22 protein-coding genes are annotated in these 23,001 nt (G+C 68.4%); 4 read left to right on the forward strand and 18 right to left on the reverse strand.

Annotation, left to right across the window (positions count from 1 at the left end; genetic code table 11):
- Window positions 1-101 precede the first annotated feature (101 nt).
- The 4 genes from QMA07_RS02595 to QMA07_RS02610 form a co-directional block, all read right to left on the reverse strand.
- On the reverse strand, window positions 102-1,808 hold the full coding sequence (locus tag QMA07_RS02595; protein ID WP_290159785.1) for an ABC transporter ATP-binding protein: 1,707 nt from the start codon (window positions 1,806-1,808) through the stop codon (window positions 102-104).
- On the reverse strand, window positions 1,805-2,770 hold the full coding sequence (locus QMA07_RS02600; protein WP_290159787.1) for an ABC transporter permease: 966 nt from the start codon (window positions 2,768-2,770) through the stop codon (window positions 1,805-1,807). The genes QMA07_RS02595 and QMA07_RS02600 overlap by 4 nt, the downstream gene beginning before the upstream one ends.
- 34 nt (window positions 2,771-2,804) lie before the next feature.
- Window positions 2,805-3,809, reverse strand: a complete 1,005-nt coding sequence (locus QMA07_RS02605) for an ABC transporter permease (RefSeq protein WP_290159789.1) — start codon at window positions 3,807-3,809, stop codon at window positions 2,805-2,807.
- A gap of 86 nt (window positions 3,810-3,895) precedes the next feature.
- Window positions 3,896-5,569, reverse strand: coding sequence for an ABC transporter substrate-binding protein (locus tag QMA07_RS02610; protein ID WP_290159790.1), 1,674 nt, complete (start codon window positions 5,567-5,569; stop codon window positions 3,896-3,898).
- 168 nt (window positions 5,570-5,737) lie between these two features.
- Here QMA07_RS02610 and QMA07_RS02615 point away from each other — a divergent pair, with 168 nt between their 5' ends.
- On the forward strand, window positions 5,738-6,658 hold the full coding sequence (locus QMA07_RS02615) for a sugar kinase (RefSeq protein ID WP_290159792.1): 921 nt from the start codon (window positions 5,738-5,740) through the stop codon (window positions 6,656-6,658).
- 72 nt (window positions 6,659-6,730) lie between these two features.
- On the opposite strand, the gene QMA07_RS02620 is transcribed toward QMA07_RS02615, so the two are convergent.
- Genes QMA07_RS02620 through QMA07_RS02640 form a run of 5 tightly spaced genes read right to left on the reverse strand, consistent with a single transcriptional unit; the run spans window position 6,731 to window position 12,234 of the window.
- Window positions 6,731-7,597, reverse strand: coding sequence for a MurR/RpiR family transcriptional regulator (locus QMA07_RS02620; RefSeq protein WP_290159794.1), 867 nt, complete (start codon window positions 7,595-7,597; stop codon window positions 6,731-6,733).
- Between the two features lie 14 nt (window positions 7,598-7,611).
- Window positions 7,612-9,123, reverse strand: coding sequence for a glycoside hydrolase family 3 N-terminal domain-containing protein (locus QMA07_RS02625; RefSeq protein WP_290159796.1), 1,512 nt, complete (start codon window positions 9,121-9,123; stop codon window positions 7,612-7,614).
- The gene (locus tag QMA07_RS02630) at window positions 9,120-9,953 is read right to left on the reverse strand and encodes a carbohydrate ABC transporter permease (protein WP_290159798.1); all 834 of its coding nucleotides are present in this window, start codon (window positions 9,951-9,953) and stop codon (window positions 9,120-9,122) included. The genes QMA07_RS02625 and QMA07_RS02630 overlap by 4 nt, the downstream gene beginning before the upstream one ends.
- A complete protein-coding gene (locus tag QMA07_RS02635; RefSeq protein ID WP_290159800.1) occupies window positions 9,950-10,927 on the reverse strand; it encodes a sugar ABC transporter permease in 978 nt (325 codons plus the stop codon). Before QMA07_RS02635 ends, QMA07_RS02630 begins: the two co-directional genes overlap by 4 nt.
- A 14-nt stretch (window positions 10,928-10,941) precedes the next feature.
- A complete protein-coding gene (locus QMA07_RS02640; protein ID WP_290159801.1) occupies window positions 10,942-12,234 on the reverse strand; it encodes a sugar ABC transporter substrate-binding protein in 1,293 nt (430 codons plus the stop codon).
- Window positions 12,235-12,431: 197 nt separating this feature from the next.
- On the opposite strand from QMA07_RS02640, the gene QMA07_RS02645 reads away from it, so the two are divergent.
- The 3 genes from QMA07_RS02645 (at window position 12,432) to QMA07_RS02655 (ending at window position 14,467) form a co-directional block, all read left to right on the forward strand.
- Window positions 12,432-13,292, forward strand: coding sequence for a fused MFS/spermidine synthase (locus QMA07_RS02645; RefSeq protein WP_290159802.1), 861 nt, complete (start codon window positions 12,432-12,434; stop codon window positions 13,290-13,292).
- Between the two features lie 112 nt (window positions 13,293-13,404).
- A complete protein-coding gene (locus tag QMA07_RS02650) occupies window positions 13,405-13,932 on the forward strand; it encodes a hypothetical protein (protein ID WP_290159804.1) in 528 nt (175 codons plus the stop codon).
- Between the two features lie 46 nt (window positions 13,933-13,978).
- A complete protein-coding gene (locus tag QMA07_RS02655; RefSeq protein WP_290159806.1) occupies window positions 13,979-14,467 on the forward strand; it encodes a SprT-like domain-containing protein in 489 nt (162 codons plus the stop codon).
- Window positions 14,468-14,490: 23 nt separating this feature from the next.
- Here QMA07_RS02655 and QMA07_RS02660 read toward each other — a convergent pair whose 3' ends face one another.
- From QMA07_RS02660 to QMA07_RS02700, 9 genes are all read right to left on the reverse strand, one after another.
- A complete protein-coding gene (locus QMA07_RS02660) occupies window positions 14,491-14,991 on the reverse strand; it encodes a DUF3054 domain-containing protein (RefSeq protein WP_290159807.1) in 501 nt (166 codons plus the stop codon).
- 117 nt (window positions 14,992-15,108) lie between these two features.
- Entirely contained in the window at window positions 15,109-15,765 is a 657-nt protein-coding gene (locus QMA07_RS02665; RefSeq protein ID WP_290159809.1) for a 2-phosphosulfolactate phosphatase, read from the reverse strand.
- A gap of 83 nt (window positions 15,766-15,848) precedes the next feature.
- Window positions 15,849-17,321 (reverse strand): ABC transporter permease, encoded by a 1,473-nt coding sequence (locus tag QMA07_RS02670; RefSeq protein ID WP_290159811.1) that lies wholly within the window; start codon window positions 17,319-17,321, stop codon window positions 15,849-15,851.
- Window positions 17,318-18,079 (reverse strand): ABC transporter ATP-binding protein, encoded by a 762-nt coding sequence (locus QMA07_RS02675; RefSeq protein WP_140036307.1) that lies wholly within the window; start codon window positions 18,077-18,079, stop codon window positions 17,318-17,320. Before QMA07_RS02675 ends, QMA07_RS02670 begins: the two co-directional genes overlap by 4 nt.
- Window positions 18,080-18,177: 98 nt before the next feature.
- The gene (locus QMA07_RS02680) at window positions 18,178-18,813 is read right to left on the reverse strand and encodes a response regulator transcription factor (RefSeq protein ID WP_290159815.1); all 636 of its coding nucleotides are present in this window, start codon (window positions 18,811-18,813) and stop codon (window positions 18,178-18,180) included.
- Window positions 18,810-19,985, reverse strand: coding sequence for a histidine kinase (locus QMA07_RS02685; RefSeq protein WP_290159817.1), 1,176 nt, complete (start codon window positions 19,983-19,985; stop codon window positions 18,810-18,812). The genes QMA07_RS02680 and QMA07_RS02685 overlap by 4 nt, the downstream gene beginning before the upstream one ends.
- A 64-nt stretch (window positions 19,986-20,049) precedes the next feature.
- Window positions 20,050-20,841, reverse strand: a complete 792-nt coding sequence (locus QMA07_RS02690; RefSeq protein ID WP_290159819.1) for a class I SAM-dependent methyltransferase — start codon at window positions 20,839-20,841, stop codon at window positions 20,050-20,052.
- Between the two features lie 53 nt (window positions 20,842-20,894).
- Complete coding sequence (locus tag QMA07_RS02695) at window positions 20,895-22,055, reverse strand: AMP-binding protein (RefSeq protein ID WP_290159820.1); 1,161 nt, start codon at window positions 22,053-22,055, stop codon at window positions 20,895-20,897.
- Between the two features lie 16 nt (window positions 22,056-22,071).
- Window positions 22,072-22,983, reverse strand: a complete 912-nt coding sequence (locus QMA07_RS02700; protein ID WP_290159821.1) for a 1,4-dihydroxy-2-naphthoyl-CoA synthase — start codon at window positions 22,981-22,983, stop codon at window positions 22,072-22,074.
- Window positions 22,984-23,001: the final 18 nt, after the last annotated feature.

Here is a 23,001-nt window from a genome sequence, read left to right on the forward strand (position 1 = left end):
TACGCAGGAACTTGCGACATGGCAAGCTCAATCCTTGACCTTCTTCGGATGCTGCGGTATTGGCACCCGAAGAAGGTCGAGAGGATCGTCCCGCGATCGCCCTAGGAGGCGATGTTGAGTTCGTTCCCCGGGATCGACGCCAGCAGACGCCGCGTGTACGGATCGCGCGGATTCGTGAAGATCTCCTCCGACGAGGCCGCCTCGACGAGGGCTCCGTCCTTCATCACGCACACGTAGTCGCTGATCAGGCGCACCACAGCGAGGTCGTGCGAGATGAACAGATAGCTGAGCCCGTACTCGGTCTGCAGGTCGCCGAGGAGTTTCAGGATCTGATCCTGCACGAGCACGTCCAACGCCGACACCGGCTCGTCGCACACGATCAGGTCGGGCGAGAGGGCGAGCGCTCGGGCGATCGCGACGCGCTGCCGCTGTCCGCCCGACAGCTCCGACGGATACCGCCGCAGCATCGACTGCGGCAGCGCCACGTCGTCGAGCAGCTGGCGCACGCGCTTGCGTCGGTCTGCGCTGCTCCCCCGCTTGTAGAAGTCGAGCGGCTCGGAGATCAGGCGCTCGATCGTGAACATCGGATTCAGGCTCGAGTACGGATCCTGGAAGATCGGCTGCACTCGCTGGCGGAAGTCCTTCGTCTCCGCTCGATCGAGCGATGCGATGTCCTTGCCCCCGTAGCGGATGAGGCCGCTCGTCGGCTCGATGATCTTCAGCAGCATCCGCGCCGTGGTGGTCTTGCCCGACCCGGACTCACCCACGATGGCGACCGTCTCTCCCCGAGGGATCGCGAGAGAGACATCGTCGACCGCGACGAAGTCCTCCTTCTGCCCTCGGACCGGATACACCTTGGTGAGGTGCTCGAACTCCACGATGTTGTCGGCCGTCGGGCCTTCCGGGGCGACGGCATCCGCTGCAGCGGGAGCATCCGTCTCCTCGGCGGGCCGCTCCGAGACACGGAACGCCTCCGGCCGCAGGCGCGCCGCCGCCACCGAGGGCGCCGCCGCCACGAGCGACTGGGTGTACGGATGCTGCGGAGCCTCGAGGATCTGCCGGGCCGGCCCCTGCTCGACGACCTTGCCGCGGTGCATCACGACGACGCGCTCGGCTCGCTCGGCGGCGAGACCCAGGTCGTGCGTGATGAGCAGCACCGCGGTGCCGAGCTCGCGCGTCATCTGACCGATCTGGTCGAGGATCGTGTGCTGCACGGTGACGTCGAGCGCACTGGTCGGCTCGTCCGCGATCAGCAGACGAGGCTTGCACGCCAGGCCGATCGCGATCAGCGCCCGCTGACGCATGCCGCCCGAGAACTCGTGCGGATACTGCTTCGCGCGTCGTTCCGGGTCGGGCAGGCCTGCGGCCGTGAGCGCCTCGATGACCTTCTCCTTCACGTTCTGCCTGGTGGCGAGACCGTGCGCGAGGAGCGTCTCGGCGACCTGGGTGCCGATCTTGGCGACCGGATTGAGGTTCGACATCGGGTCCTGCGGCACGAGCCCGATGTCACGCCCTCTGATCGTGCGCAGTTCGTTCTCGGAGGCACGCGTGATGTCACGGCCGTCGAGACGGATGCTGCCCGCGGCGACGCGGCCGCCCCCGGCGAGCAGACCGATGATGGCCATCGCGGTCGTCGACTTGCCCGACCCCGACTCCCCCACGATCGCGACGGTCTCGCCAGGGGCGATCTCGAGGTCGACGCCCTCGACGGCGTGCACGACGCCGTCCATGGTGGCGAAGTCGACGGCGAGGCCCTCGACCGACAGCAGGGGCGCGTCCTGCGCCCGGTTCTCTTTCGCAGCGTTCATCGTGCTCTCGTCCTCGGGTCCATGGCCTCGCGCAGAGCCTCACCGAACAGGGTGAAGCCGAGTGCGGTGACCGCGATGCAGATACCTGGCAGGAATGCCAGCCACGGCGCGATGGCGAGCTCGGCCTGCGCGTAGGTGAGCATGCGTCCCCACTCAGCTGTCTCGGGACGACCGCCGCCGAGACCGAGGAACGAGAGCGCCGCCGCATCGATGACAGCGGTCGCGAGCGTGAGCGTCCCCTGCACGATGACCGGGCCGATCGCGTTGGGCAGCACGTGCGACATGGTGATCTGACCGCGCCCGAGACCCAGCGTCTGGGCCGAGAGCACGTAGTCGCTCGATCGCTGCTGCAGCATCGATGCGCGCAGCAGGCGGGCGAAGATCGGCACCTGCGATGCACCGATCGCGATCATCACCGCGAAGGGCGTCTGGCCCAGGATCGCGGCGATCGAGACGGCCAGCAGCAGGTTAGGCACCGAGAGGATGATGTCGACGATGCGCATGATGAGTGTGTCGACCCATCCGCCGAAGGTGCCGGCGAGCAGCCCGAGGATCATTCCGCCGACCAGACCCAGAGCGGTCGAGATGACACCGATCAGCAGCGACGCCTGCGCGCCCCAGATGAGCTTGGACAGCACGTCGCCGCCGAAGCGGTCGAGGCCGAGGGGGAACTCGGGGAGCTCACCTGGCCCTGGGATGTTCGTGGGCGTGATGAACTTCGCGCCGGGCAGCGCGGTCTCGGGGTACGGCGCGAGGATCGGAGCGAGCACGGACACCAGGATGAACACCAGGACGATTCCGGCGCCGATCCACGCGGTGGGGTTGCGGCGGAGGCGGCGGAACACGTCGCGCCAGAATCCGCCTGGCCCCTCTGTGAGGCCGGCCCGGCCGACGGCGACGGTGTCGACGACCTCGCCGCTCGCTGCGGATGGTCCCTGCGCGGGTGGGAGCGAGATGGTCATGACGCCACCCCCTTTCGGAGAACGAGACGGGCCATCACTGCACCCGCACTCTCGGATCGATGAAGCTGTAGGACACGTCGACCGCCAGGTTGATCAGCGCGTAGGCGATCGCGATGAAGATGATGAATCCCTGGAGCACCGGGAAGTCCCGAGTGAAGATCGCCCTCGCGAGGAAGGATCCGATGCCGGGGAACGCGAACACCGTCTCGGTGAGCACCGCCCCCGAGATCAGGAGTCCGGTCTGCAGACCGATGGTCGTGATCACCGGCAGCATCGCGTTGCGCAGGATGAAGCGACTGCGCAGCGTCGACGACCCGACGCCCTTCGCTCGACCGGTGCGCACGTAGTCGGCGTTCTGAACCTCGAGAACGCTCGCCCTGGTGATGCGGACGATGATCGCGAGCGGGATCGTGCCGAGCGCGAGTGCCGGGAGCACCAGGTGCACCAGCGCGTCCCACGAGGCGTCGAACTCCCCCGTGATGATGCCGTCCCAGACATAGAAGCCCGTCGGGTGCGTGGCATCTATCCGCGGGTCCTGACGCCCGTCCGAGGGAAGCCACCCGAGCTGCACCGCGAACACGTATTTCAGGATGAAGGCCAGGAAGAACACCGGGATGGTGATGCCGACAAGGCTCAGAACCACCGATGCGTGATCGGTGAACTTGCCGTGACGACGGGCGGCCCAGTACCCGAGCGGAATGCCGACGCCGATGGCGAAGATGAGCGCGACAACGCTCAGCTCGATGGTGGCCGGGAAGCGACGGAAGAACTCCTCCGTCACGGGCCGGTTGGTCTGGATCGATGTGCCGAAGTCGCCCTGCAGCAGGCGTCCGATCCAGATGAAGTACTGCTCGATGATCGGCTTGTTGAAGCCGTACAGTTCGTTGACTCTGGCGATGGCGTCCGGAGTCGCCTTCTCGCCGAGAAGAGCGACGGCCGGGCCGCCTGGCAGGGCCCTGACCCAGGCGAACAGCAGGATGCTGAGGCCGATCAGTGTGGGAATGAGGAAAAGCAGTCGCCTGCCGATGGTGCGCAGCAAGAGGTCTCCGTTGATCAGAAGGTACGCCGGTCCCGGGCCTCCGCGGCGAGCGCGGAGACCCGGGTGGGCATCTCAGTCGGTCAGACCTACTCGGTGAGGACGATGTCCGTGAAGACCTCGTCGTTCACCGGGCTGGCGGGGTAGCTCTCGACGCGCGGGTCGAACGCCAGAGTCGGCGCCGGGTGCGCGAGCGGGACGCCGGGGATGAACTGCGCGACCATCTCGTTGATCTCCTCGTAGAGGGCCGTCTGGTCCTCGAGGTTGGAGACGCCACGGGCCTCGTTCAGCTTCTGGAACAGTTCGGGGTTGTCGAAGCCCCACTCAGAGCTCTGCTGTCCGAAGAAGACTCCGACGAAGTTGTCGGTGTCGTTGTAGTCGCCGGTCCAGCCGAGCAGGTGGATTCCGTGGTCGGCCGTGCCCGTGGTGCGGTCGAGGTACTCGACCCACTCCTCCGAGACCGGGGTGGTCTCGACGCCGACCTCGGCGAGCTGCGACGAGAGCACCGTGAAGATCTGCTCGGGGTCCGGCATGTACGGACGCGAGACGTTGACCGGGTAGTTGAAGGTGAGCTTCAGCGGGTTGGCCTCGTCGTAGCCGGCCTCTGCGAGCAGCGACTTGGCCTTCTCGGGGTCGTAGTCGTACGTCGTGACGTCGGGGTTGTAGCCGTTGACGGTGTCGGGCACGAACTCGATCGCCTTCTCGGTGCCCTCGGGCAGGACCTGGCTGATCAGCGCGTCCTTGTCGACCGCGTACGAGAGCGCCTCACGGACCTTCGGGTCCTGCAGCTCCGGGATGGCCTGGTTGAACGCGAGGTACAGGATCGTGAACGGAGGACGCGACACCATGGTGAAGCCGTCGTCCTCGAGCGCCTGGGTGTCGGCGGGGCCGACGAGGTCGTACCCGTCGATCGAACCGGACTCGAGCGCCTGACGGCGAGCCGTGGGGTCGTCGATGGTGCGGAAGATGATCTCGTCGATCTGGCCGGGCTCGCCCCAGTAGTCGCCGTATGCCTTGAGCGTGACCTGCTCGCCCGGCGCCCACTCATCGAACTGGAACGGACCGGTGCCGACGGGGTGGCCCATCGCGTACTCCGAGAGCACAGGAGCCTCGGCGGAGCCGCTCACGTCGTCGGCGCCGAACTCCTGCAGCGCCGACGGGCTCTGCATCGAGAACGACGGCAGCGACAGCGACGCGACGAAGCCGGCGAACGGCTTGTTCAGGTCGATGGTGACGGAGTAGTCGCCGTCAGGGGTGCAGGACTTGTAGACGGCGTCCGCCGGGCTGTCGGCGTAGCCCTTGAAGAGCTTGTTGTAGTAGTAGCCGAACGCCTCTGATGCGGCGAGGCCGGTCCAGTTGTACCAGCGGTCGAAGTTCGCGCACACGGCTTCGGCGTTGAACGGGGTGCCGTCGTGGAACGTGACGTCTTCCTTCAGGGTGAAGGTGTGGCTCATGCCGTCTTCGGACGACTCCCACGACTCGGCCAGCAGCGGCGCCGGGTCGGCCGTGCCGGGCTCGGTGCCCACGAGGCCCTCGAACATCTGCCGTGAGACACGGAAGCTCTCGCCGTCCTGGGCGAATGCCGGGTCGAGGCTTGCCGGGTCGGATGAGGCGGCGAACACGAAAGTGCCGTCGACATCTCCGGCAGCCTCTCCGCTGTCGTCGCCGCGCTCGCTGGCGACGCATCCGGAGAGGACCAGTGCCGCGAGTGCGGCTCCGGTGACGGCGAGGAGTCCTCGCCGACGCATGACTGAGTGGTGCATTGTGTGACCTTCCTGTCGAGCGCTGCTGTGCGCGTTCCGAAGACATCGTCGACTTCGGAAACGGTGATGCCTTGACGCTACCCAGTGTGCATACCGATGCAAACACCTCCAGGTTGCATTCCTGTTACGGATGTCCGGTGCCGTGGTCGATCCGGTAGCCTCCAGAGCGTGCCCGACACATATCCCCTCGCCGTCTGCGTCGGCGAGGGTCTCGTCTCTTTCGTCCCCGTCACCGCCGCGCCCCTCGAGGACGTGCGAACCTTCCATCGGTCCCTCGCCGGCGCGGAGTGGAACACCGCGATCGCGCTGGCATCCGCGGGGATCCGCACCGCTGTGGTGTCCCGCGTGGGCGACGACGGCTTCGGTCGGTTCCTCACGTCCGAGCTGCGCAGGCACGAGGTCGACGATTCGGCCGTCGACATCGACGCAGAGGCCCCCACCGGTCTCTATGTGAAGGAGCTGTCGCCTCGTCCGGACGGCTCCATCGACGGGAGGATGCACTACTACCGTTCGGGTTCCGCGGCCGCGGCGCTGTCGCCTGCGACCTTCGAGTCCCCCGCAGCATCCGCTCTTCTGGCTCAGGCGACGCTGGTGCACACCTCGGGCATCACGCCCGCCCTCTCGGATTCCGCTCGTGCAGCGCAGGATGCCCTGTTCGATGCGCCCCGCGACGGTCGACTGCTCAGCTTCGACGTGAACTGGCGCCCGGCGCTCTGGCGCGGACGCGAGGACGAGGGGCGTGCAGCGCTCTCGGACTACGTCCGTCGCGCCGACATCGCGTTCTGCACTCGACCCGACGCAGAGTCGGTGTTCGGCACTTCCGAGCCGGATCGGCTGCGCGAGCTGTTCCCCGAGCCGAGGTATCTGATCGCCACGAGCCCCGACGGTGCCGTGGCGTTCGACGGAGCCGAGCGCACCGACAGCAGATCGCTCGACGTCCCCGTCGTGGAGTCCATCGGCGCGGGGGACGCGTTCGCCGCCGGTTTCCTCGCCGGCGTGCTGACGGGGCTCTCGCTCACCGGCAGCCTGGCCCGCGCGCACAGGATCGCGACCAGAGCGCTGCTGAGCACCCGCGATCACATCGACTGATCACGCCCCCATCGCACCCGCTGACACGGCAGTCACCCGCTGACGGTCACGCGGGAGCCCCGGCGACAGCTCCTAGCGACGGCGACGGGGTGCGGCGGCGTCGTGCGTGAGCTGCAGCGGGATGACCACGGGCTCGCCCCGGTGCTGCACGACCCGCACGAAGAGGATGTCGACCAGCGCCAGCTGCGCGATGCGGCTCGACATCGCCGCCATGCGGAACGGCGATTCCTGCGCGTACGTGACCAGCGCGATGTCGGCAGCGAGCGCGAGCGTCGAGTCCGGGGCGCTCGTGATCGCCACCGACAGCGCGCCGGCGTCTCGGGCGATCTCGACGGAGCGGACGACCTCCTGGGTCTCGCCTCCGTGCGAGAACGCGATGACCACGTCGTCGGAGGTCCGCAGCGACGCCGTCGTGAGGGCGAGATGCGGATCGGCGGAGTGGGCGACCGAGCAGCCTATGCGGGCGAGCTTCTGCTGAAGGTCCTGGGCGGTCAACGACGAGGCCGCCTGGCCGAACAGGTCGATGTGGCGGGCCGCCACGACGGCTCTCGCGACCCGGTCCAGTGCGTCCGCATCGAGCCCGAGCGCCGTCTTCTCGATCGCGTCGATCTCCTGAGCAGCGAGCTTCGCGGCGATCGCCGACGGCTCGTCGTCAGGGTCGATCGCCGTGGTGTCGAGACCGAAACGCGCCCGCTGCGCCTGCGCGAGCGTGACCGTGCGAGCGACCGCGACCCGCAGTTCCCGATATCCGCTGAAGCCGAGCGACTGCGCGAATCTTGCCACGGTCGACAGCGAGGTGTGGCAGAGCTGAGCGAGATCGTTGATGGCGAGATCGACGACGAGCGTGGGGTCGCCGAGGATCGTCTCCGCGACCCGTGCTTCTGCAGCACTCAGTCGAGGAACGGATCGGCGCACCAGCGCGAGAACATCGTCGTCCACGGTGTCATCCTGCCTCAGTCGGCCCCGGCTGCGCTGCCCGGAGTCTGATCGGCGCGGCGCGAAGGCCCCCCGGTCAGTCGATCTCTGGCGGCCTGGGCACCGATCCTGCTCGCGGATGCGACCTCCACGACGGGAAGCGGCAGAGGTCGCCGAGCCGCGAGTCCCACGTTGACCACGACCGCCTCGGGGTCGCGCGCAGCGGCGCGCTCGACCAGCGAGCGCTGCGCGTCGTCGGCGTCAGGCCGATCCAGCAGGATGACCGTCACCCCCTCCGCGAGAACCGCTTGCTCGAGGGCCGCGTCCTGCTCGTCGAGCGACGTGCGCGCGACGTCGACACGAACGCGGTGGCCGTCGGCGGCGAGCGTCTCAGCCACATACGCGGAGGCGCTGTCGACAGCGAGAGTCGAACGACGGCGGGCATCGACGACCGCGAGCGCGACGGCATCCGCTCTCGCACCGGTGACCGCTCGTCGCACGATCTCCGATCCGTCGTAGTCGACGGGAGGCGCCGTGACGGCGCGGGACCGGAGAGTCTCACCGAGTCGGGTGACTCGCCGAGCCGCGGCGGCGAGTCGTTCGCGCGGCAGGGAGCCGTCGCTCACCGCCGCGAGGATCCCGTCGCGGGCGGCGAGGAAGTCTCGTCTGTCCTGATCGGGGAGCGTCGCTTCGCCCCGGTTCGTCGGATTGCCGATGCACAGCAGATCGGCGCCGGCTGCGAGAGCACGTGCGGCGCCCTGACCGATGCCGACGGTCTCGCGGATGGCAGCCATGTCGAGCGCGTCCGTGATGATGACGCCGTCGAAGCCCCAGTCGCGCAGCATCCCGAGAACCCTCGGATTGAGCGTCGCCGGCTCGTGCCCCCACGAGGGCACGACGATGTGCGCGGTCATGACGGCATCGACTCCCGCGGCGATCGCCGCACGGAACGGCTCGAGGTGAACACGCTCGAACTCCTCGATGCCGAGCGATATCTCGGGCAGCGCGTGGTGCGAGTCCAGATGCGTGTCGCCGTGGCCGGGGAAGTGCTTGACGCACGCAGCGACCGCATTGCTCTGCAGACCGTCGACGGCCGCCTGCACATGCCGGGACACGAGTTCTGCGTCGCTGCCGAAGGACCGGACGCCGATAACAGGATTCCGCGGATCCGTGTTCACGTCGGCGACAGGACCGAGCACCACGTTGGCGCCGATCGCCGCGACTCGTCGCGCGAGCTCCGCACCGGAGTGCCTCGTCGCCTCGACATCGTCGACGATCCCGAGCTGGGCAGCCCCCGGGAGGGTGGACCCCGCCGCAGACTCGAGACGCGTGACATTGCCGCCCTCCTCGTCGATCCCGATCAGGGCGTCGGGATTCGCGCGAAGGATCTCGTCGCTCAGGGCAGACAGCCCGTCTCCGACGTTCTGGCTGAAGTACACCACGCCCGCCAGGCCGTCACGCAGCTCGGCGAGAAGCCAGCCCGGTGCCTCGGTGCCGAGGAAGCCCGGCCAGAGCACCGCATTCGCGAGGCGTGTGAGCTCGTCGGTCATCCCTTCACCGCTCCGGCGACCATGCCGGCCGAGAGACGGCGCTGCACGATCACGAAGAAGATCATGACGGGGATCGTGATGATCGTCGACGCGGCCATGATGCTGCCCCAGTCGTTCGAGTGCAGGCCGAAGAACGACTTCAGACCGATCGACACCGTGTACTGATCGGTCGCGCTGCCGAGGATCGTCATGGCGAAGATGAACTCGTTCCACGCGGTGATGAAGCTGAAGATGCTCGTGGCAACGAGGCCGGGCATCACGAGCGGCAGCAGGATCGACCGGAACATCCGCCACCAGCTGGCGCCGTCGATGTACGCGGCCTCTTCGAGCTCGACCGGAACCGCGGCGACGAACCCGCGCAGCATCCAGATCCCGAAGGCGAGTGAGAGCGCGACGTAGACGACCATCAGGCCCAGGATGCTGTTGAGCAGCCCGAGGCTCTTCACCTGCAGGAACAGCGGGATGACGAGAGCCTCGAGCGGCACCATCTGCACGATGAGGATCATCATGAGGATGGTGGTGCGGAATTTGAAGCGGAAGCGCGCGACGGCGACCGCCGCGAGCAGGCACACCAGCGCGCTGACGAGCACCGTGACGAGGGCCACGATCGCGGAATTGCGCAGATAGGTGCCGAAGCCGCCGTCGGTGAGCACGTACGCGAAGTTGTCGAACGTGAACTCCTGCGGGAGCAGCGACTGACCGCCGCTCGAGGCCTTGGCGTCGAGGGCGCTGGACACCATCCAGTACACGGGGAACAGCGTGAAGATCAGGACGGCGGCGATCGCGATGCCGGTGCCGAGGCGCGACATGGCGGACGGGCGGGGGTTCACAGCTCGTCCTCCTTCATCAGGGAGCGGATGTACACGATCGTGATTCCGATCAGTACGAGGGTGAGCAGCACGGCGAGGGCGGCGCCGAACCCGTAGCGGTTCTGGCCGAAGGATTCGACATAGGACCAGACGCCGAGGTTGAGCACCGACCGGTTGCCTCCCCCACCGCCCGGCATCAGATAGACCTGCGCGAAGACTTTGAAGTCCCAGATCGTCGAGAGGATGATGACGACGGAGAAGACCGGCTTGAGCGTCGGGAAGATGATCTTCCAGAAGCGCATCCAGGCGTTGGCCCCGTCGAGTGCCGCGGCCTCGAGCATCTCCTTCGAGACTCCGAGGAGACCGGCGAGCACCGTGATCGCCACGAACGGGAAGCCGTGGTGCACGACGTTGAGCAGCACGATCGCATAGAAGGACCACTGGTTGGTGAACCAGTTGACCGGCTCGTCCATCAGGCCGAGATTCTGCAGGGTCGTGTTGAAGATGCCCCTGTCGGCGTCGAAGATGAACGTCCAGACATAGGTGCCGGTCACGGCGGGCATCGCCCACGCGACCATGATGCAGCTCGAGACGATGGTGCGCCAGACCGTGCCGAGCTTCGCGAGCAGCAGCGCGACCAGCGTGCCGACCGCCACCGTGACGAACACCGCGACGGCGGCGAATCCGACGGTGTTGGGCAGGACCACAGCCCAGAGTGTCGGGTTGGTGAGCGCCTCGATGTAGTTGTCGACGCCGATCCAGTTGTTCTCGCCGGTGTTGATCTCGCGCAGACCGTAGTCCTGCAGCGAGAAGATGAACACCTGGATGAGCGGCCAGAGCATGAGCACCGCGAGGATGACCAGCCCGGGAGCGAGAAGAAGCCAGGGGCGGGCCGTGAGCAGCGAGAGTCCTCGCCGCCGCGGCCGGCCGCCGGCCACGGAGGCGAAGGTGGACTCCGCCTTCGTGGCCGGCAGTGGCGCTTGCACCATCGACATGAAGGGATACAGCCTTACTTGTTGAGCAGCTCGGTCATCTCAGCTGCGGCATCCTTCGTCGCCGTGGCGACGTCCTTCTGCCCGCCGAGGATCGCCTGGATCATCGAGTTGGTGGTCTTCTTCGCCTGGACGGCTCCGAAGTTCGGGGTGACGGGCACGGATGCGCCGCCCTCGACCATCTGCTCCGCGAACGGAGCGACGAGCGGGTCGGTCGAGGCGAGAGCCTCTTCCATCGCCGACTGGACGCCGGGGAAGTAGCCGGTCTCGTCGGCCCACTGCTCGGCGAACTCGCCGGTGGTCATCAGCTTGACGAACTCCCACGCGAGGTCGGCATTCTCCGTCGTGTTGAAGACGGACAGGTGCGAACCGCCGAGCACGGACGGAGCGATTCCGCCGTCCTCACCGGGGATCACGGCTGCGCCGATCTTGCCCTCGAGCTCGGGGTTCGCCTCGATCAGCGCCTTCGGGGTCCACGAGCCCGAGAGCATCATGGCGACGTTCCCCTGAGTGAACGAGTCACGGAGGTCGGTCTCCTTCCACGTCGTGGCGCCGGCGGAGGAGAAGCCGTGCTCGGTCGCGAGTCCGGTGTAGAACTCGATACCGGCCCGCGACTCGTCGCTGTCGAGCTCGCTCGTCCAGGTCTCGCCGTCGAGCGTGGCCACCTCGCCACCCGCGCCCCAGACCCAGGGGTACACCTGGAACTCGGCGTCGCCCGCGACGGGGAACGGCAGCATCTCGGGCTTGGCGGCCTTGATCGCCTCACCGGCGGTGACGATGTCGTCCCACGTCTTCGGAGCCTCGAGACCGAGCTCCTCGAAGACATCGGTGCGGTAGACGATCGAGCGGACACCGGCGTACCACGGCATGCCGTACAGCTCTTCGTCGTAGGTGCCGGCGACCGCGAGACCCTCGACGAGGTCGTCGCGCAGGCCGTCTTCAGCGTCGACGTACTCGTCGAGCGGCTCGAGGGCACCTGCGTCGGCGAACTCCGCCGTCCAGGTGGTGCCCGTCTCGGCGATGTCCGGCGTGGTGCCGCCGGCGATCGACGTGACAAAGCGGTCGTGAGCGTCAGCCCACTGGATCTCTTCGATCTTGACCGTGGCCCCGGTCTCGTCCTCGAAGGCGCTCGACACCTCGTCGTAGAACGCGGTCGCGTCGGGGTTCGTGCCCTTCATGATCCAGACGGTGAGCTCCTGGCCCTCTCCGTCGACGGCTCCGCCGGTGTCTGCTCCGCCACCGGCACAGGCCGCCAGGCCCAGTGTGGCCACGGCGCCCAGCGCCACGACCGGAAGAATGCGCTTGTGCATCAGGGATCTCCTCTTTGAACGTCCTGGCGGCATCGGGTGCCTACCACGTAGGAAAAAGTATTCATCACTAACTAATTCCCTGCAAGTTATTCTCAGAAACGTCATGCGGCCGTAACATCGGCCTCTGCGGGCAGACCCACGGCGCCTCCGGGGCTCTCGCCCCGGAGGTCTCAGGGCGGAGCGCGTAGTCTCGGAGCATGGGCAGGACGCGAGCGAAGGACACCGAGCACCCGCAGGCCCGTCTCGACCACGGAGGCACAGCCCGCATCGTGCCGTCGGAGTTCACCACCGGATTCGAGCTCATCGTCGACGACACCCCGCAGTCGCACGTCGACCTCGATGATCCCACGCACCTGCACTTCGAGTACATCGTGCGCATGGGCGCCGTGATCGACCAGCTCGCGGCAGGTCCTCTCACCGCGGTGCACCTCGGAGCGGGAGCGCTGACGATCCCCCGCTACATCGAGGCCACGCGACCGGGTTCTCGTCAGCAGGTGATCGAGCTCGAGGCTCCGTTGGCCGCACTCGTGCGCGAGCACCTCCCGCTGCCGAGGGGCGCGTCGATCAGGGTGCGGATCGGCGACGCACGCGAGGGTGTGCGCCGGCTTCCGCCTGCCATCGTCGGAAGCTGCGATCTCGTGGTGTCCGATGTGTACTCGGGTGCACAGACCCCCGCCCACCTCACCAGCATCGAGTTCTACCGCGAGCTCGCCGAGCTCCTCGCACCGGGAGGCGTGCTGCTCGTGAACGTCGCCGACGGCCCTGGCCTCGCGTTCGCGCGGCGCCAGGTCGCGACGATCGCCGAGGTGCTGCCCGAGGTCGGCGTCCTCGCCGATACGCAGGTGTTGAAGGGCCGCAGGTTCGGCAACCTCGTGATCGCGGCGTCGGCCGCTCCTCTGCCGAGCGAATGGCTGCCGCGGATACTGGCCGCCGGGCCGCATCCTGCGAAGATCGCCCAGGGCGCCGAGGCGACCGCCTTCGTGCAGGGAGCGCGCGTGGTCACGGACGCGGATGCCGTGGCCTCCCCCCGCCCGGATGCCTCGCTGTTCCTTCGCTGAGCGCTCTGTTCCCGCGGATCACGATCCGGATGCTGGCACCGTGGGGCGTGCCGCCCCGACGACGGCGCCGTCGCGAGGCACACTTGACGGGGGACGCTGCGGAAGGAGAGCAATGAGTTTCATCCAGGGATACGACCAGGAGAGCCTTCGCGAGCTGGTCGACCTCGGTGAATGTGCCGCGCGGCTGGAGGAGATCGAGAGTCAGCGGAGCCTTCCGGCTCTGCTGGAACGGGTCTGGCTGTTGAAGGTCCTCGACCGTCTCGACGAAGCGCTCCCCCTCGCCGACGAGGCCGTGCGCCAGTCGCGCATGGCAGGTACGCGCAAGGACGTGCTGCGTGCGCGCGTGCTGCACGCCACGATCCTGCAGTACCGCGGCGCGCACGCCGCCGCCGCGCAGGAACTCGCCACGTGCGCCGCCGAGGCGGAAGGGCAGCGCTGGGTCTCGATCGCGGCATTCGCGCATCACCATCACGGCAAGAACGCATACGAGGCCGGTGACTACGAGACCGCCCGCGAGAGCTTCAAGCAGTCGCTGTTCCTGCGCCGTGAAGCGGGGGCCCAGGACCAGGAGCTCGAGACGGTGCTGCTCGCGATCGAAGCTGCCGAACGACGCCGGACGACGCAGCTCGTCGCCGGCTGACATCCCGCTGAGGGGTGATGTCGGCGGTATGGCCTAGCCTGATCGCATGGCGGAACTTGACCGGGTGCGCGTCTGGGGCGAGGCACTGATCACGATGCACCTCGACGACAGCTGGTCGTTCGACTTCGACCATGCCAAGCGTCGAGCGGGGCAGTGCGACTACACGAAGAAGCGCATCACCGTGTCGCGATACCTCGCGGCTCGATTCGAGGACGACGAGATCCATCAGGTGCTGCTGCACGAGGTGGCGCATGCGCTCGCCGGTCACGAGGCAGCCCATGGCGCGACCTGGAAGCGCGTGGCCCGCGACCTGGGCTATGTCGGTGGAACGACACATCACGGCGAGACCGCGGTCGAACTCGCGCCGTGGGTCGGTCGATGCCCCGCCGGTCACGTCACCTACCGCCACCGGCGCCCGTCACGTGCGACGTCGTGCGCGCGATGCTCGCGCTCGTACGACGCCCGTTATCTCTTCGACTGGACTCGTCGCGAGATCACGGCCGACACGAGGCTCGCCGCACAGATGTCGCGCTGACAGCACACCAACGCGCCCGAGCGTCAGCGGGTGTGCGGGCCCGTCTCCGGGTCGGCTTCGCGCGCCGACTCCGCCTGCGACCGCTCCTCGTCGGCGAGCGCACCTTCGGCGCTTTCGTCCTCGCCCGCGTCAGATCCTCGGTGAACCGCGCCGTCGTCGCTCTGTCGTCCCGTTCGCCTGCGCAGGACGGCCGCCACAGCTCGCCAGCCGACGAGGAAGACTCCGAGCACGAGTGTCGTGACGATGATGAACGCGATCTGAGCGGTGCCTCCCGTTGCGACCCGCAGCAGGAGCCCCCCGATGACCGTGGCCGCCCAGACCACGACGCCCCAGACCACCGACCACGGACGACGCGGCCTCGCAGGCAGCAGAGCAGCCACGACGTGCCCCACCAGCAGCGCGACGAGGAAGGGCCAGGCGGTGATCAGGAATCCGCCGGGGCTCTCACCGTGCGAGGCACGACCGATCACGGCGAACACGAGGACCAGGACGGCATCGACGATGAAAGCGGGGACGAACCTCATGCCACGACCCTACGTCGGGAGTGGCTCAACCCGCGCCGTGTGCACGGCCTGTTGCCGACCGCATTGCGAGTCTGTGAAGGAGAGATGCTCCGTCGGCCGCGATTCCGGATGAACGGGTCAGTCGAACGCGACGAAGACCCCATCGCGCAGCACGGGCACGACATCGAGGGCATCGAGCTCGGCGGCGCTCGACGGCGCCGTCGGGACGACGCCGGATGCCTGCATCCGATCGGTCGCGGCGACCCCGTCTGCGAGCTCTCGTGCCGATCCGCTGGCGCTGACCATATGGCGCAGCGCCCGCTTCAGCGCTCGGAACCCCTCGGCCGCCACGGCCGCATCGGGCGCAGTGTGGTCGATGCCGAGATCGGTCAACGCCGCGACGATCGCTCCGGCCCCCAGGTGGTCTTCGACCGCGAACCGCACCGCACCCTCGGCGTCGGCTTCGCCCGCCGCGATCACGTTCACCGACGTGCGCGCCTGGTTGCGATCCTGCAGTGTCGCGATGGTTCGCGCCACTGCCGAGGCGTTGCGGAGACTTCCGACCAGCACCACGGCCTCACCGGCGCGGGCGGCGACCGCAGCGCCGTTGCGAGACCACACACGTGCGTCGTCGAGCGAGACAGTGGATCCGGATGCGACGGCATCTGCCACGGTCGACGAGAAGCGCAGCACGTCGACGACGACGACGACATCGGCGGGTGCGAGGCGGTCGAGTCCTTCGACGCCCCATTCGAGGCGCACCTGATACGTGGACTGGTCGAACGGAGACGGCATCCGTCCAGCCTAGAACGACCGGATGCACCAGAACGCCCCGATGACCTATCGAGTCATGGGGCGTGCCGGGCGCGCGGATGCCGTCAGTCTGCGGCGAGCGCGTCGACCGGCGCCACCCGGGTGGCGAGTCGGGTCGGTGTCGCCGCCGCGACCAGGGTCAGCACCGCAGTCGCCACGACGATGACGACGACGGGCAGCCAGGGCACGTGAGGCGCGACGAGCCCTGCAGGTTCGAAGTCGGGCAGGGTCGGCACGGATCCGAGCAGAGACTGCGCTGCGATCCATCCGTACGCGATCCCCAGGATCAACCCGGTGAGCGTCGCGGCCACCGTGATGTGCGCGGCCTCGAGCAGCACCATGCGGCGCACCTGGCTGTTGGACAAGCCGATCGAGCGAAGGAGTCCGAGCTCGCGGCGGCGCTGCACGACGCCGATCGTCAGCAGGTTGACCAGCCCGACCGCGGCGATCACCGCCGACACGGCGACGAGCACCATCATCACGGAGGCGAAGGCGTCGAACGGAGTGAAGAACTCTGCGGGCGTCTCGCCGTCGACCTGACCGATCAGCATCTGCTTGACCGATTCGAGCGCGACCGCGAACATCGTGACGAGCGTGACCCCCATCACGACGCCGATCGCCATGCGCGACGAGCGCTCCGGATAGCGCAGGGCATTCTCGGCCGCAAGTCGCGCGGTGGCGCTCGATCCGAACATCCGCCCCACCAGACGCAGCACGGGCGGCATGAACAGCACCGAGCCGAGGGCGAGTCCGGTGAACGAGAGCAGCCCACCGAAGAAGGACACCACCACCCCGATCGGATGCGCGAGACCCACCACGACCCCCGCCGCCAGCAGGACGGTGCCTGCCACCAGCAGAACCCACGCGCCGATGTGACGCCCGGGGCGCGACATCTCGTCGTGGCTGCGCTCGACCGAGCCGCCGATCGCCTGCAGCGGTGTGACGGCGAGCACGCGCCTGGATCCCGCCCAGGCCGCAGCCCAGGTGGTGAGGGCGACGCCGATCACGGGCAGGGCGACGAACGGCTGGGCGAGAGTGAACCCTTCCGGCTGGTTCTCGATCAGCCCGGAGCCGATCTGCACGCCGACAGCCGCGATCGCGAGACCGGCGAGAAGGCCCAGCACTGCACCGATGACGCCGACCACGAAGCCCTGCCTGCCGACCTCCGCGCGCTGCGACCGCGCGGTCGCGCCGATGAGGCGCATCAGTGCGATCTGACGGGTGCGCCCGGCGATGATCGTCGAGAAGGTGTTGGCGGTGACGATCGCCGCGACGTACATGGCGACGCCCGTGAGGAGCACCGAGAGCAGCCCGACCACGAACGCGAGCGTCTCGCTGTCACCGATGAACGGGTCGGCTTGGAGCACTGCTCCGAGGTAGGCCGTGGTCTCGACCAGCACCACTCCGAAGGCCGCCGAGAGCGTCGCGACCAGGACGCTGGCTCCCATCCCCCGGTCGCGCAGCCAGGTCAGGCGCGGACCGGTCGCGGACGTCTGGGCGACGACCGTGCGGGTCGGGGAATCGATGACGGCGCTCATGCCGCGACCTCGGCGGCGAGCATGTAGGCCGAGATCTGCTCAGCGCTCTGACGCGGATGATCGGCGACGATCCGTCCGTCGCCGAGGAACAGCACCCGGTCGGCGTAGCTCGCTGCGATCGCGTCGTGCGTGACCATCGCGATCGATTGCCCGTGCTCGCGGCTCGCGGTCGCGAGCAGTTGCAGCACCTCGCGTCCGGTCTTCGAGTCGAGATTGCCGGTCGGCTCATCGGCGAAGACCAGGTCGGGTGCCGTGGCGAGCGCACGGGCGATCGCGACACGCTGCTGCTGGCCGCCCGACAGCTGATGCGGTCGGTGCTGCAGCCGTGATCCGAGCCCGAGTGTCTCGATCAGTCCATCGATGCGCGCCTTCTCGATCGCGCTGGGTCGGCGACCGTCGAGCTCGAACGGCAGCATGATGTTGCCGAGGGCGGTGAGCGTCGGCACGAGGTTGAACGCCTGGAAGATGAATCCGACTCGGCGTCGGCGAAGGATCGTCAGGTCGAGATCTCCGAGTTCCGTGATCTCGGTGTCGCCGATCCAGCTCCTCCCCTGCGTCGGGGTGTCGAGGCCGGCCATGATGTGCATGAGCGTGGACTTTCCCGAACCGGACGGACCCATGATTGCGGTGAACTGCCCACGGCGGATGCCGACGCTGACGTCGTCCAGCGCGTGGACGGTGCCTTCGCCGGCGCCGTAGGTCTTCGTGAGGTGCTGGACGCGGGCTGCGAGCCCGAGGTCGGTGGTCGTGATCTCCATGCCTTCGACGCTACGGACGGCGGGTGTGCCACCGCGTCGCCCTGACGGCGCATCCTTCTACATCGCAAGGATGATCCCGCGGTGCGCGTTCGGTCAGGTCAGGCGAGCCCGTGCTCGAAGGCGAAGACCACGAGCTGCACGCGGTCGCGCAGGGAGAGCTTCGTCAGGATGCGGCTGATGTGGGTCTTCACAGTCGCCTCGCTGAGATATTCGCGAGCGGCGATCTCGGAGTTCGACAGACCCCTGGCTGCGAGCGCGAAGATCTCGCGCTCACGGTCGGTCAGCGCGGAGAACTGCACCGGCACCGGCTTCGGGGCCTCGGCGAAGTGCTCGAACAGTTCACGCGTGGCGGAGGCGGCGATCACGCTCGAACCGGAGTGGACGGTGCGGATCGCCGCGAGGAGGAACTCGGGGTCTGCGTCCTTGAGAAGGAACCCGCTGGCCCCCTGACGGATGGCACGGGCGGCCGCCTCATCGAGGTCGAAGGTGGTCAGCATCACGATGCGGGGCGGGTCGGGCTGAGCGAGGATCTCGGCGGTCGCGGCCAAGCCGTCCATGACCGGCATCCTGATGTCCATCAGCACCACATCCGGTCGGGTCGAACGCACGACGGCGACGCCCTCTCGGCCGTCGCCCGCTTCGCCGACCACGTCGAGGTCGGACTGCGAGGCGAGCAGCATGCGGACCCCGGCGCGGAACAGCGCCTGATCATCGACGAGGACGACCCTGATCATGCGACTTCTCCGATCGGGAGCGAGGCGGCGACGACGAACTGTGCGCCCTGACGCTCCGCCTGAAGGCTACCGCCGACGAGCTGCGCGCGTTCGCGCATGCCGATCACCCCGTGGCCTGCGCCGATCTGCGGCTGCTCGCGACCCACGGTGTTGCGCACCTGGATGTCGACGCGATCGGGAAGCCAGGCGAGGTGCACATCGACCGCCCCGTCGCCGTGTCGGATGGCATTGGTGAGCGCCTCCTGCAGGATCCGGTACACCGCGAGCTGGATGGCCCCCGGCGGCTCCCCCGGTGGCATCGGATCGACCGTGATACGGGGCTCCACGCCGGCCTGACGCACCTGCGCGAACAGCGCTTCGAGGTCGGCGAGCGTCGGCTGGGGCCCGTCGCCCTGTCGGTGGCGCAGCTGGGTGAGCAGCAGGCGCACGTCGCTCAGGGCACTGCGAGCGGTCTGGGCGATGGTGCCCAGCGCCTCGGTCGCCATCTCGGGCTTCGCGGCGGCCGCATACCTGGCGCCATCGGCCTGGGCGATCACCACGGCCAGGGAATGAGCGACGATGTCGTGCATGTCGCGGGCGATTCGCACGCGCTCCTGCTCCTCGGCCGCGAGCGACTCCGCCTCCAATTGGGCGGACCGTGTGCGACGGGCGCGGAGGATGACGCGCCACAGCAGACCGCAGACCCACGCGAAACCGAGAGCGAGCACAGACACGACGAGAAGCAGCGTGCCGGTGGTCAGCTGATCCCAGCCGCTGGTTCCGGAGGTCACACCGGTCACGACCACCAGGTAGACCGCCGACACGAAAGCCCCGAACAGCGCCGAGCCGAATCCCCACCACAGAACGACCCGCGACCCCCAGGCGGCGGTCGCATAGAGCACGAGGAGGATGGCGACGTCGATGGGAAGCGGCCCGAATCCGGAGAGCATCTGCACGATCGCCCCCGCCCAGGCCGCAGCGAGCGCGAGCCCGGGAGCGAGCCTGCCGATCGCGACGCCGCCGAACATCAGGATGCCCGCGATCACGACCGCCGAGACCGCAGCACCGTCGACTCCCTGGCCGATCGTCCCCGGACCGTAGAACACGACCGAGAAGGGAGTGAGGATGACGAAGAGCAGCGCCGCGCCGACGATGTCGAGCACGAGCGCCGTGCGGGAGAGCTGGCGTATCACTCCCCCACGCTACGCGGCACGGCATCCGCCGCGCATCCGCCTGCAGATGTATCCGCGGCGCGGGTCAGGCGCGGGCGATGATCTCGCCGTGCGGCACGAGATACCACCCGTCGCCGTCGTCGGCCCAGCGCTTCCACGCGTCGCTGATCGCCTGCAGGTCGCTCGGCGTCGCCATGTCGCTGTCGACCAGCTGCCGGGCGAGCGCGGACTCGAGGATGCGGTCTGCCCACATGCCGCCCCACCAGGCGCGATCCTCGGGAGTCGCATACGTCCAGTTGGAGGTCGTCGCCGTCACGTCGTCGAAGCCGGCCGCCCGCGCCCAGGCGAGCAGCCGTCGTCCGGCGTCCGGCTCTCCCCCATTGGCTCGTGCCGCCCGCCGGTAGAGGTCGAGCCATCGGTCGAGCTCGGGCAGCATGGGAAACCAGATGAAGCCCGCGTAGTCGGCGTCGCGTGCCGCCACCACTCCCCCCGGCACCGTCACACGGCGCATCTCGCGAAGCGCCTGCACCGGATCACCGACGTGCTGCAGCACCTGGTGTGCGTGCACGACATCGAAGGTGTCGTCGGCGAAGCTCAGCGCGTGCACGTCTTCGATCGCGAAGTCGAGGTTGTGCAGACCTCTGCTCGATGCGAGATCGCGCGACAGCGAGAGCGCGTTCTCATCGATCTCCGTCGCGGTCACGTGGGCGACGTTCGCTGCGAAGTCGATCGTGATGCTGCCGGGCCCCGCTCCGACGTCGAGAAGCCTGGTCGCCTCGGACAGGTGCGGGCGGAGGTACTCCGCGGAGTTGGAGATGTCGCGGCTGCTGTGCGAGCGGAGGACCGTCTCGTGATGTCCGTGCGTGTAGGTGGCCATGACTCAGTCTGGCAAGAAACCTCTTGCAGAACGGAATCGGCCGTCTGTTCAGCTCAGTGCAGCTCGAGGACGGCCCGCCGGATCGTCTCGCGATCCGGCTTTCCGGACGCCAGCACGGTGAGCTCGTCGACCATGATCAATCGCACGGGGCGCGCATGCTTGCCGAGCTCGTCGGCGACGATCTCTCGCGCATGCGCGAGCTGCTCGGGCTCGCTGCGCCGCAGCGCCTCGCCCCGAGGCGCGACGATGACCGAGGCCTCGCCCCATCGTTCATCCGGCACGCCGACGACCACGGCGCCCGTGAGTCCTGGAACGCCGCGAACCAGCCGTTCGACGCGGTCGAGCGAGATGTTGATGCCGCCCGAGACGATCACGTTGTCGGCACGGCCGTGCACCCGCACCACGCCGTCGTCGAGGAGACCGAGATCGCCCGTGTGATACCAGCGGATGCCGTGTTCGTCACGCGAGAAGCTCCTCGCCGTCAGCTCCCCGTCACCGAGGTAGCCGTCGGCGAGCATCGGACCGGCGATGCGCAGCTCGCCATCCACGGTGCGCACGGCGACGGTGTCGAGGGGAACGCCGTCGTACACGCATCCTCCGCTGGTCTCGGTGGAGCCGTACGTGCGGACGAGCCGGACGCCGAGATCGGCGGCGCGCTCCCGCAGCGGCACCGGCAGCGCCTGCCCGCCGACGAGGATCGCGCGGTACGCCCGCAGCGCGGCGCGGACGGGTGCGTCATCCGCGGCATCGAGCAGTGTCGACAGCTGCGCGGGGACGAGGGATGTGTACAGGTCGGGGATCGAGAGAGACGCCCCGGGCGACGGTCGGAGCATCGACAGCGTCGCATCGGCGAAGGACTCCGGTGAGAAGCGACCGCTCAACGCGACCGGGTGCGTGCCGGCGATCAGTGACCTCACGACCACCTGGAGCCCCGCGACGTATCCGGCCGGGAGTGCGAGCAGCCAGCGCCCGCCACCGACCCTCGCCGCTGTCGCTTCGGCACTCGCTCGCAGCGCCTCGCCGCTCAGAGCGACGCGTTTGGGGACACCGCTGGAGCCGGAGGTGGCGATGACCACGGCTGTGCCGTCCGACACCCGCGTCGGTGCGTCACCGAGCATCCCGAATCCGAGTGCGGGTCCGCCGTCGAGCGCACGTGCCAGGGCGGCGCGCAGTTCGGCCGGATCCTCGGCATCCGTCGGCGTCAGCGCGACCATGTGCGTCTCGATCCGCTCAGTAGTGCCAGGGGAACGACGACCAGTCGGCGTCGCGCTTCTCGAGGAACGAATCACGGCCTTCGACCGCTTCATCGGTGCCGTAGGCGAGGCGCGTGGCCTCGCCCGCGAACACCTGCTGCCCGACGAGCCCGTCGTCCACCGCGTTGAACGCGAACTTCAGCATGCGGATCGCCGTAGGCGACTTGGTGAGCACGGTGCGCGCCATCTGCAGCGCCTCGCGCTCGAGCTCGGCGTGAGGAACGACACGGTTGACGGCCCCCGCCTCGTAGGCCCGCTGAGCCGAGTACTCCTCCGCGAGGAAGAACACCTCGCGTGCGAACTTCTGACCGGTCTGCCTCGCCATGTACGCGGACCCGTAGCCGGCGTCGAAGCTCCCGACGTCGGCGTCGGTCTGCTTGAACCGCGCCTCCTCGGCAGAGGCGATCGTGAGGTCGCAGACCACGTGCAGCGAGTGACCGCCGCCGGCAGCCCACCCGGGGACGACGGCGATGACGACCTTGGGCATGAAGCGGATGAGGCGCTGGACCTCGAGGATGTGCAGGCGACCGGCCCGCGCGGGGTCGTGCACGGTCTTCTCGTCGTCGGAGTACTTGTAGCCGTCGCGGCCGCGGATGCGCTGGTCGCCGCCCGAGCAGAACGCCCAGCCCCCGTCCTTCGGGCTCGGCCCATTGCCTGTGAGCAGCACGGCGCCGATGCGGGGGTTCTGCCGTGCGTCGTCGAGCGCGCGATAGAGCTCGTCGACCGTGTGGGGGCGGAAGGCGTTGCGCACCTCGGGGCGATCGAACGCGATGCGGGCGACCCCGCCGTCAGTGCTGACGTGAGCGGTGATGTCGGTGTAGTCCTCGGCGCCGGGCGCGAGCACCCACTCGTCCGGGTCGAACAGGTCTGAGACGAATGCGCTGGTCACAGCATCCAGCCTATTCCC

It is taken from the genome of Microbacterium sp. APC 3901 (genome assembly GCF_030407765.1).
Taxonomy (GTDB): domain Bacteria; phylum Actinomycetota; class Actinomycetes; order Actinomycetales; family Microbacteriaceae; genus Microbacterium.

What these genes read in the sequence shown, in the direction of transcription:
- QMA07_RS02655 (WP_290159806.1), top strand. Translation starts at nt 13,979, where the DNA reads ATGGCGGAACTTGACCGGGTGCGCGTCTGGGGCGAGGCACTGATCACG.
- QMA07_RS02670 (WP_290159811.1), bottom strand. Translation starts at nt 17,321, where the DNA reads ATGAGCGCCGTCATCGATTCCCCGACCCGCACGGTCGTCGCCCAGACG.
- QMA07_RS02600 (WP_290159787.1), bottom strand. Translation starts at nt 2,770, where the DNA reads ATGACCATCTCGCTCCCACCCGCGCAGGGACCATCCGCAGCGAGCGGC.
- QMA07_RS02680 (WP_290159815.1), bottom strand. Translation starts at nt 18,813, where the DNA reads ATGATCAGGGTCGTCCTCGTCGATGATCAGGCGCTGTTCCGCGCCGGG.
- QMA07_RS02645 (WP_290159802.1), top strand. Translation starts at nt 12,432, where the DNA reads ATGGGCAGGACGCGAGCGAAGGACACCGAGCACCCGCAGGCCCGTCTC.
- QMA07_RS02690 (WP_290159819.1), bottom strand. Translation starts at nt 20,841, where the DNA reads ATGGCCACCTACACGCACGGACATCACGAGACGGTCCTCCGCTCGCAC.
- QMA07_RS02625 (WP_290159796.1), bottom strand. Translation starts at nt 9,123, where the DNA reads ATGACCGACGAGCTCACACGCCTCGCGAATGCGGTGCTCTGGCCGGGC.
- QMA07_RS02610 (WP_290159790.1), bottom strand. Translation starts at nt 5,569, where the DNA reads ATGCACCACTCAGTCATGCGTCGGCGAGGACTCCTCGCCGTCACCGGA.
- QMA07_RS02595 (WP_290159785.1), bottom strand. Translation starts at nt 1,808, where the DNA reads ATGAACGCTGCGAAAGAGAACCGGGCGCAGGACGCGCCCCTGCTGTCG.
- QMA07_RS02675 (WP_140036307.1), bottom strand. Translation starts at nt 18,079, where the DNA reads ATGGAGATCACGACCACCGACCTCGGGCTCGCAGCCCGCGTCCAGCAC.
- QMA07_RS02640 (WP_290159801.1), bottom strand. Translation starts at nt 12,234, where the DNA reads ATGCACAAGCGCATTCTTCCGGTCGTGGCGCTGGGCGCCGTGGCCACA.
- QMA07_RS02650 (WP_290159804.1), top strand. Translation starts at nt 13,405, where the DNA reads ATGAGTTTCATCCAGGGATACGACCAGGAGAGCCTTCGCGAGCTGGTC.
- QMA07_RS02695 (WP_290159820.1), bottom strand. Translation starts at nt 22,055, where the DNA reads ATGGTCGCGCTGACGCCGACGGATGCCGAGGATCCGGCCGAACTGCGC.
- QMA07_RS02635 (WP_290159800.1), bottom strand. Translation starts at nt 10,927, where the DNA reads ATGTCGATGGTGCAAGCGCCACTGCCGGCCACGAAGGCGGAGTCCACC.
- QMA07_RS02660 (WP_290159807.1), bottom strand. Translation starts at nt 14,991, where the DNA reads ATGAGGTTCGTCCCCGCTTTCATCGTCGATGCCGTCCTGGTCCTCGTG.
- QMA07_RS02665 (WP_290159809.1), bottom strand. Translation starts at nt 15,765, where the DNA reads ATGCCGTCTCCGTTCGACCAGTCCACGTATCAGGTGCGCCTCGAATGG.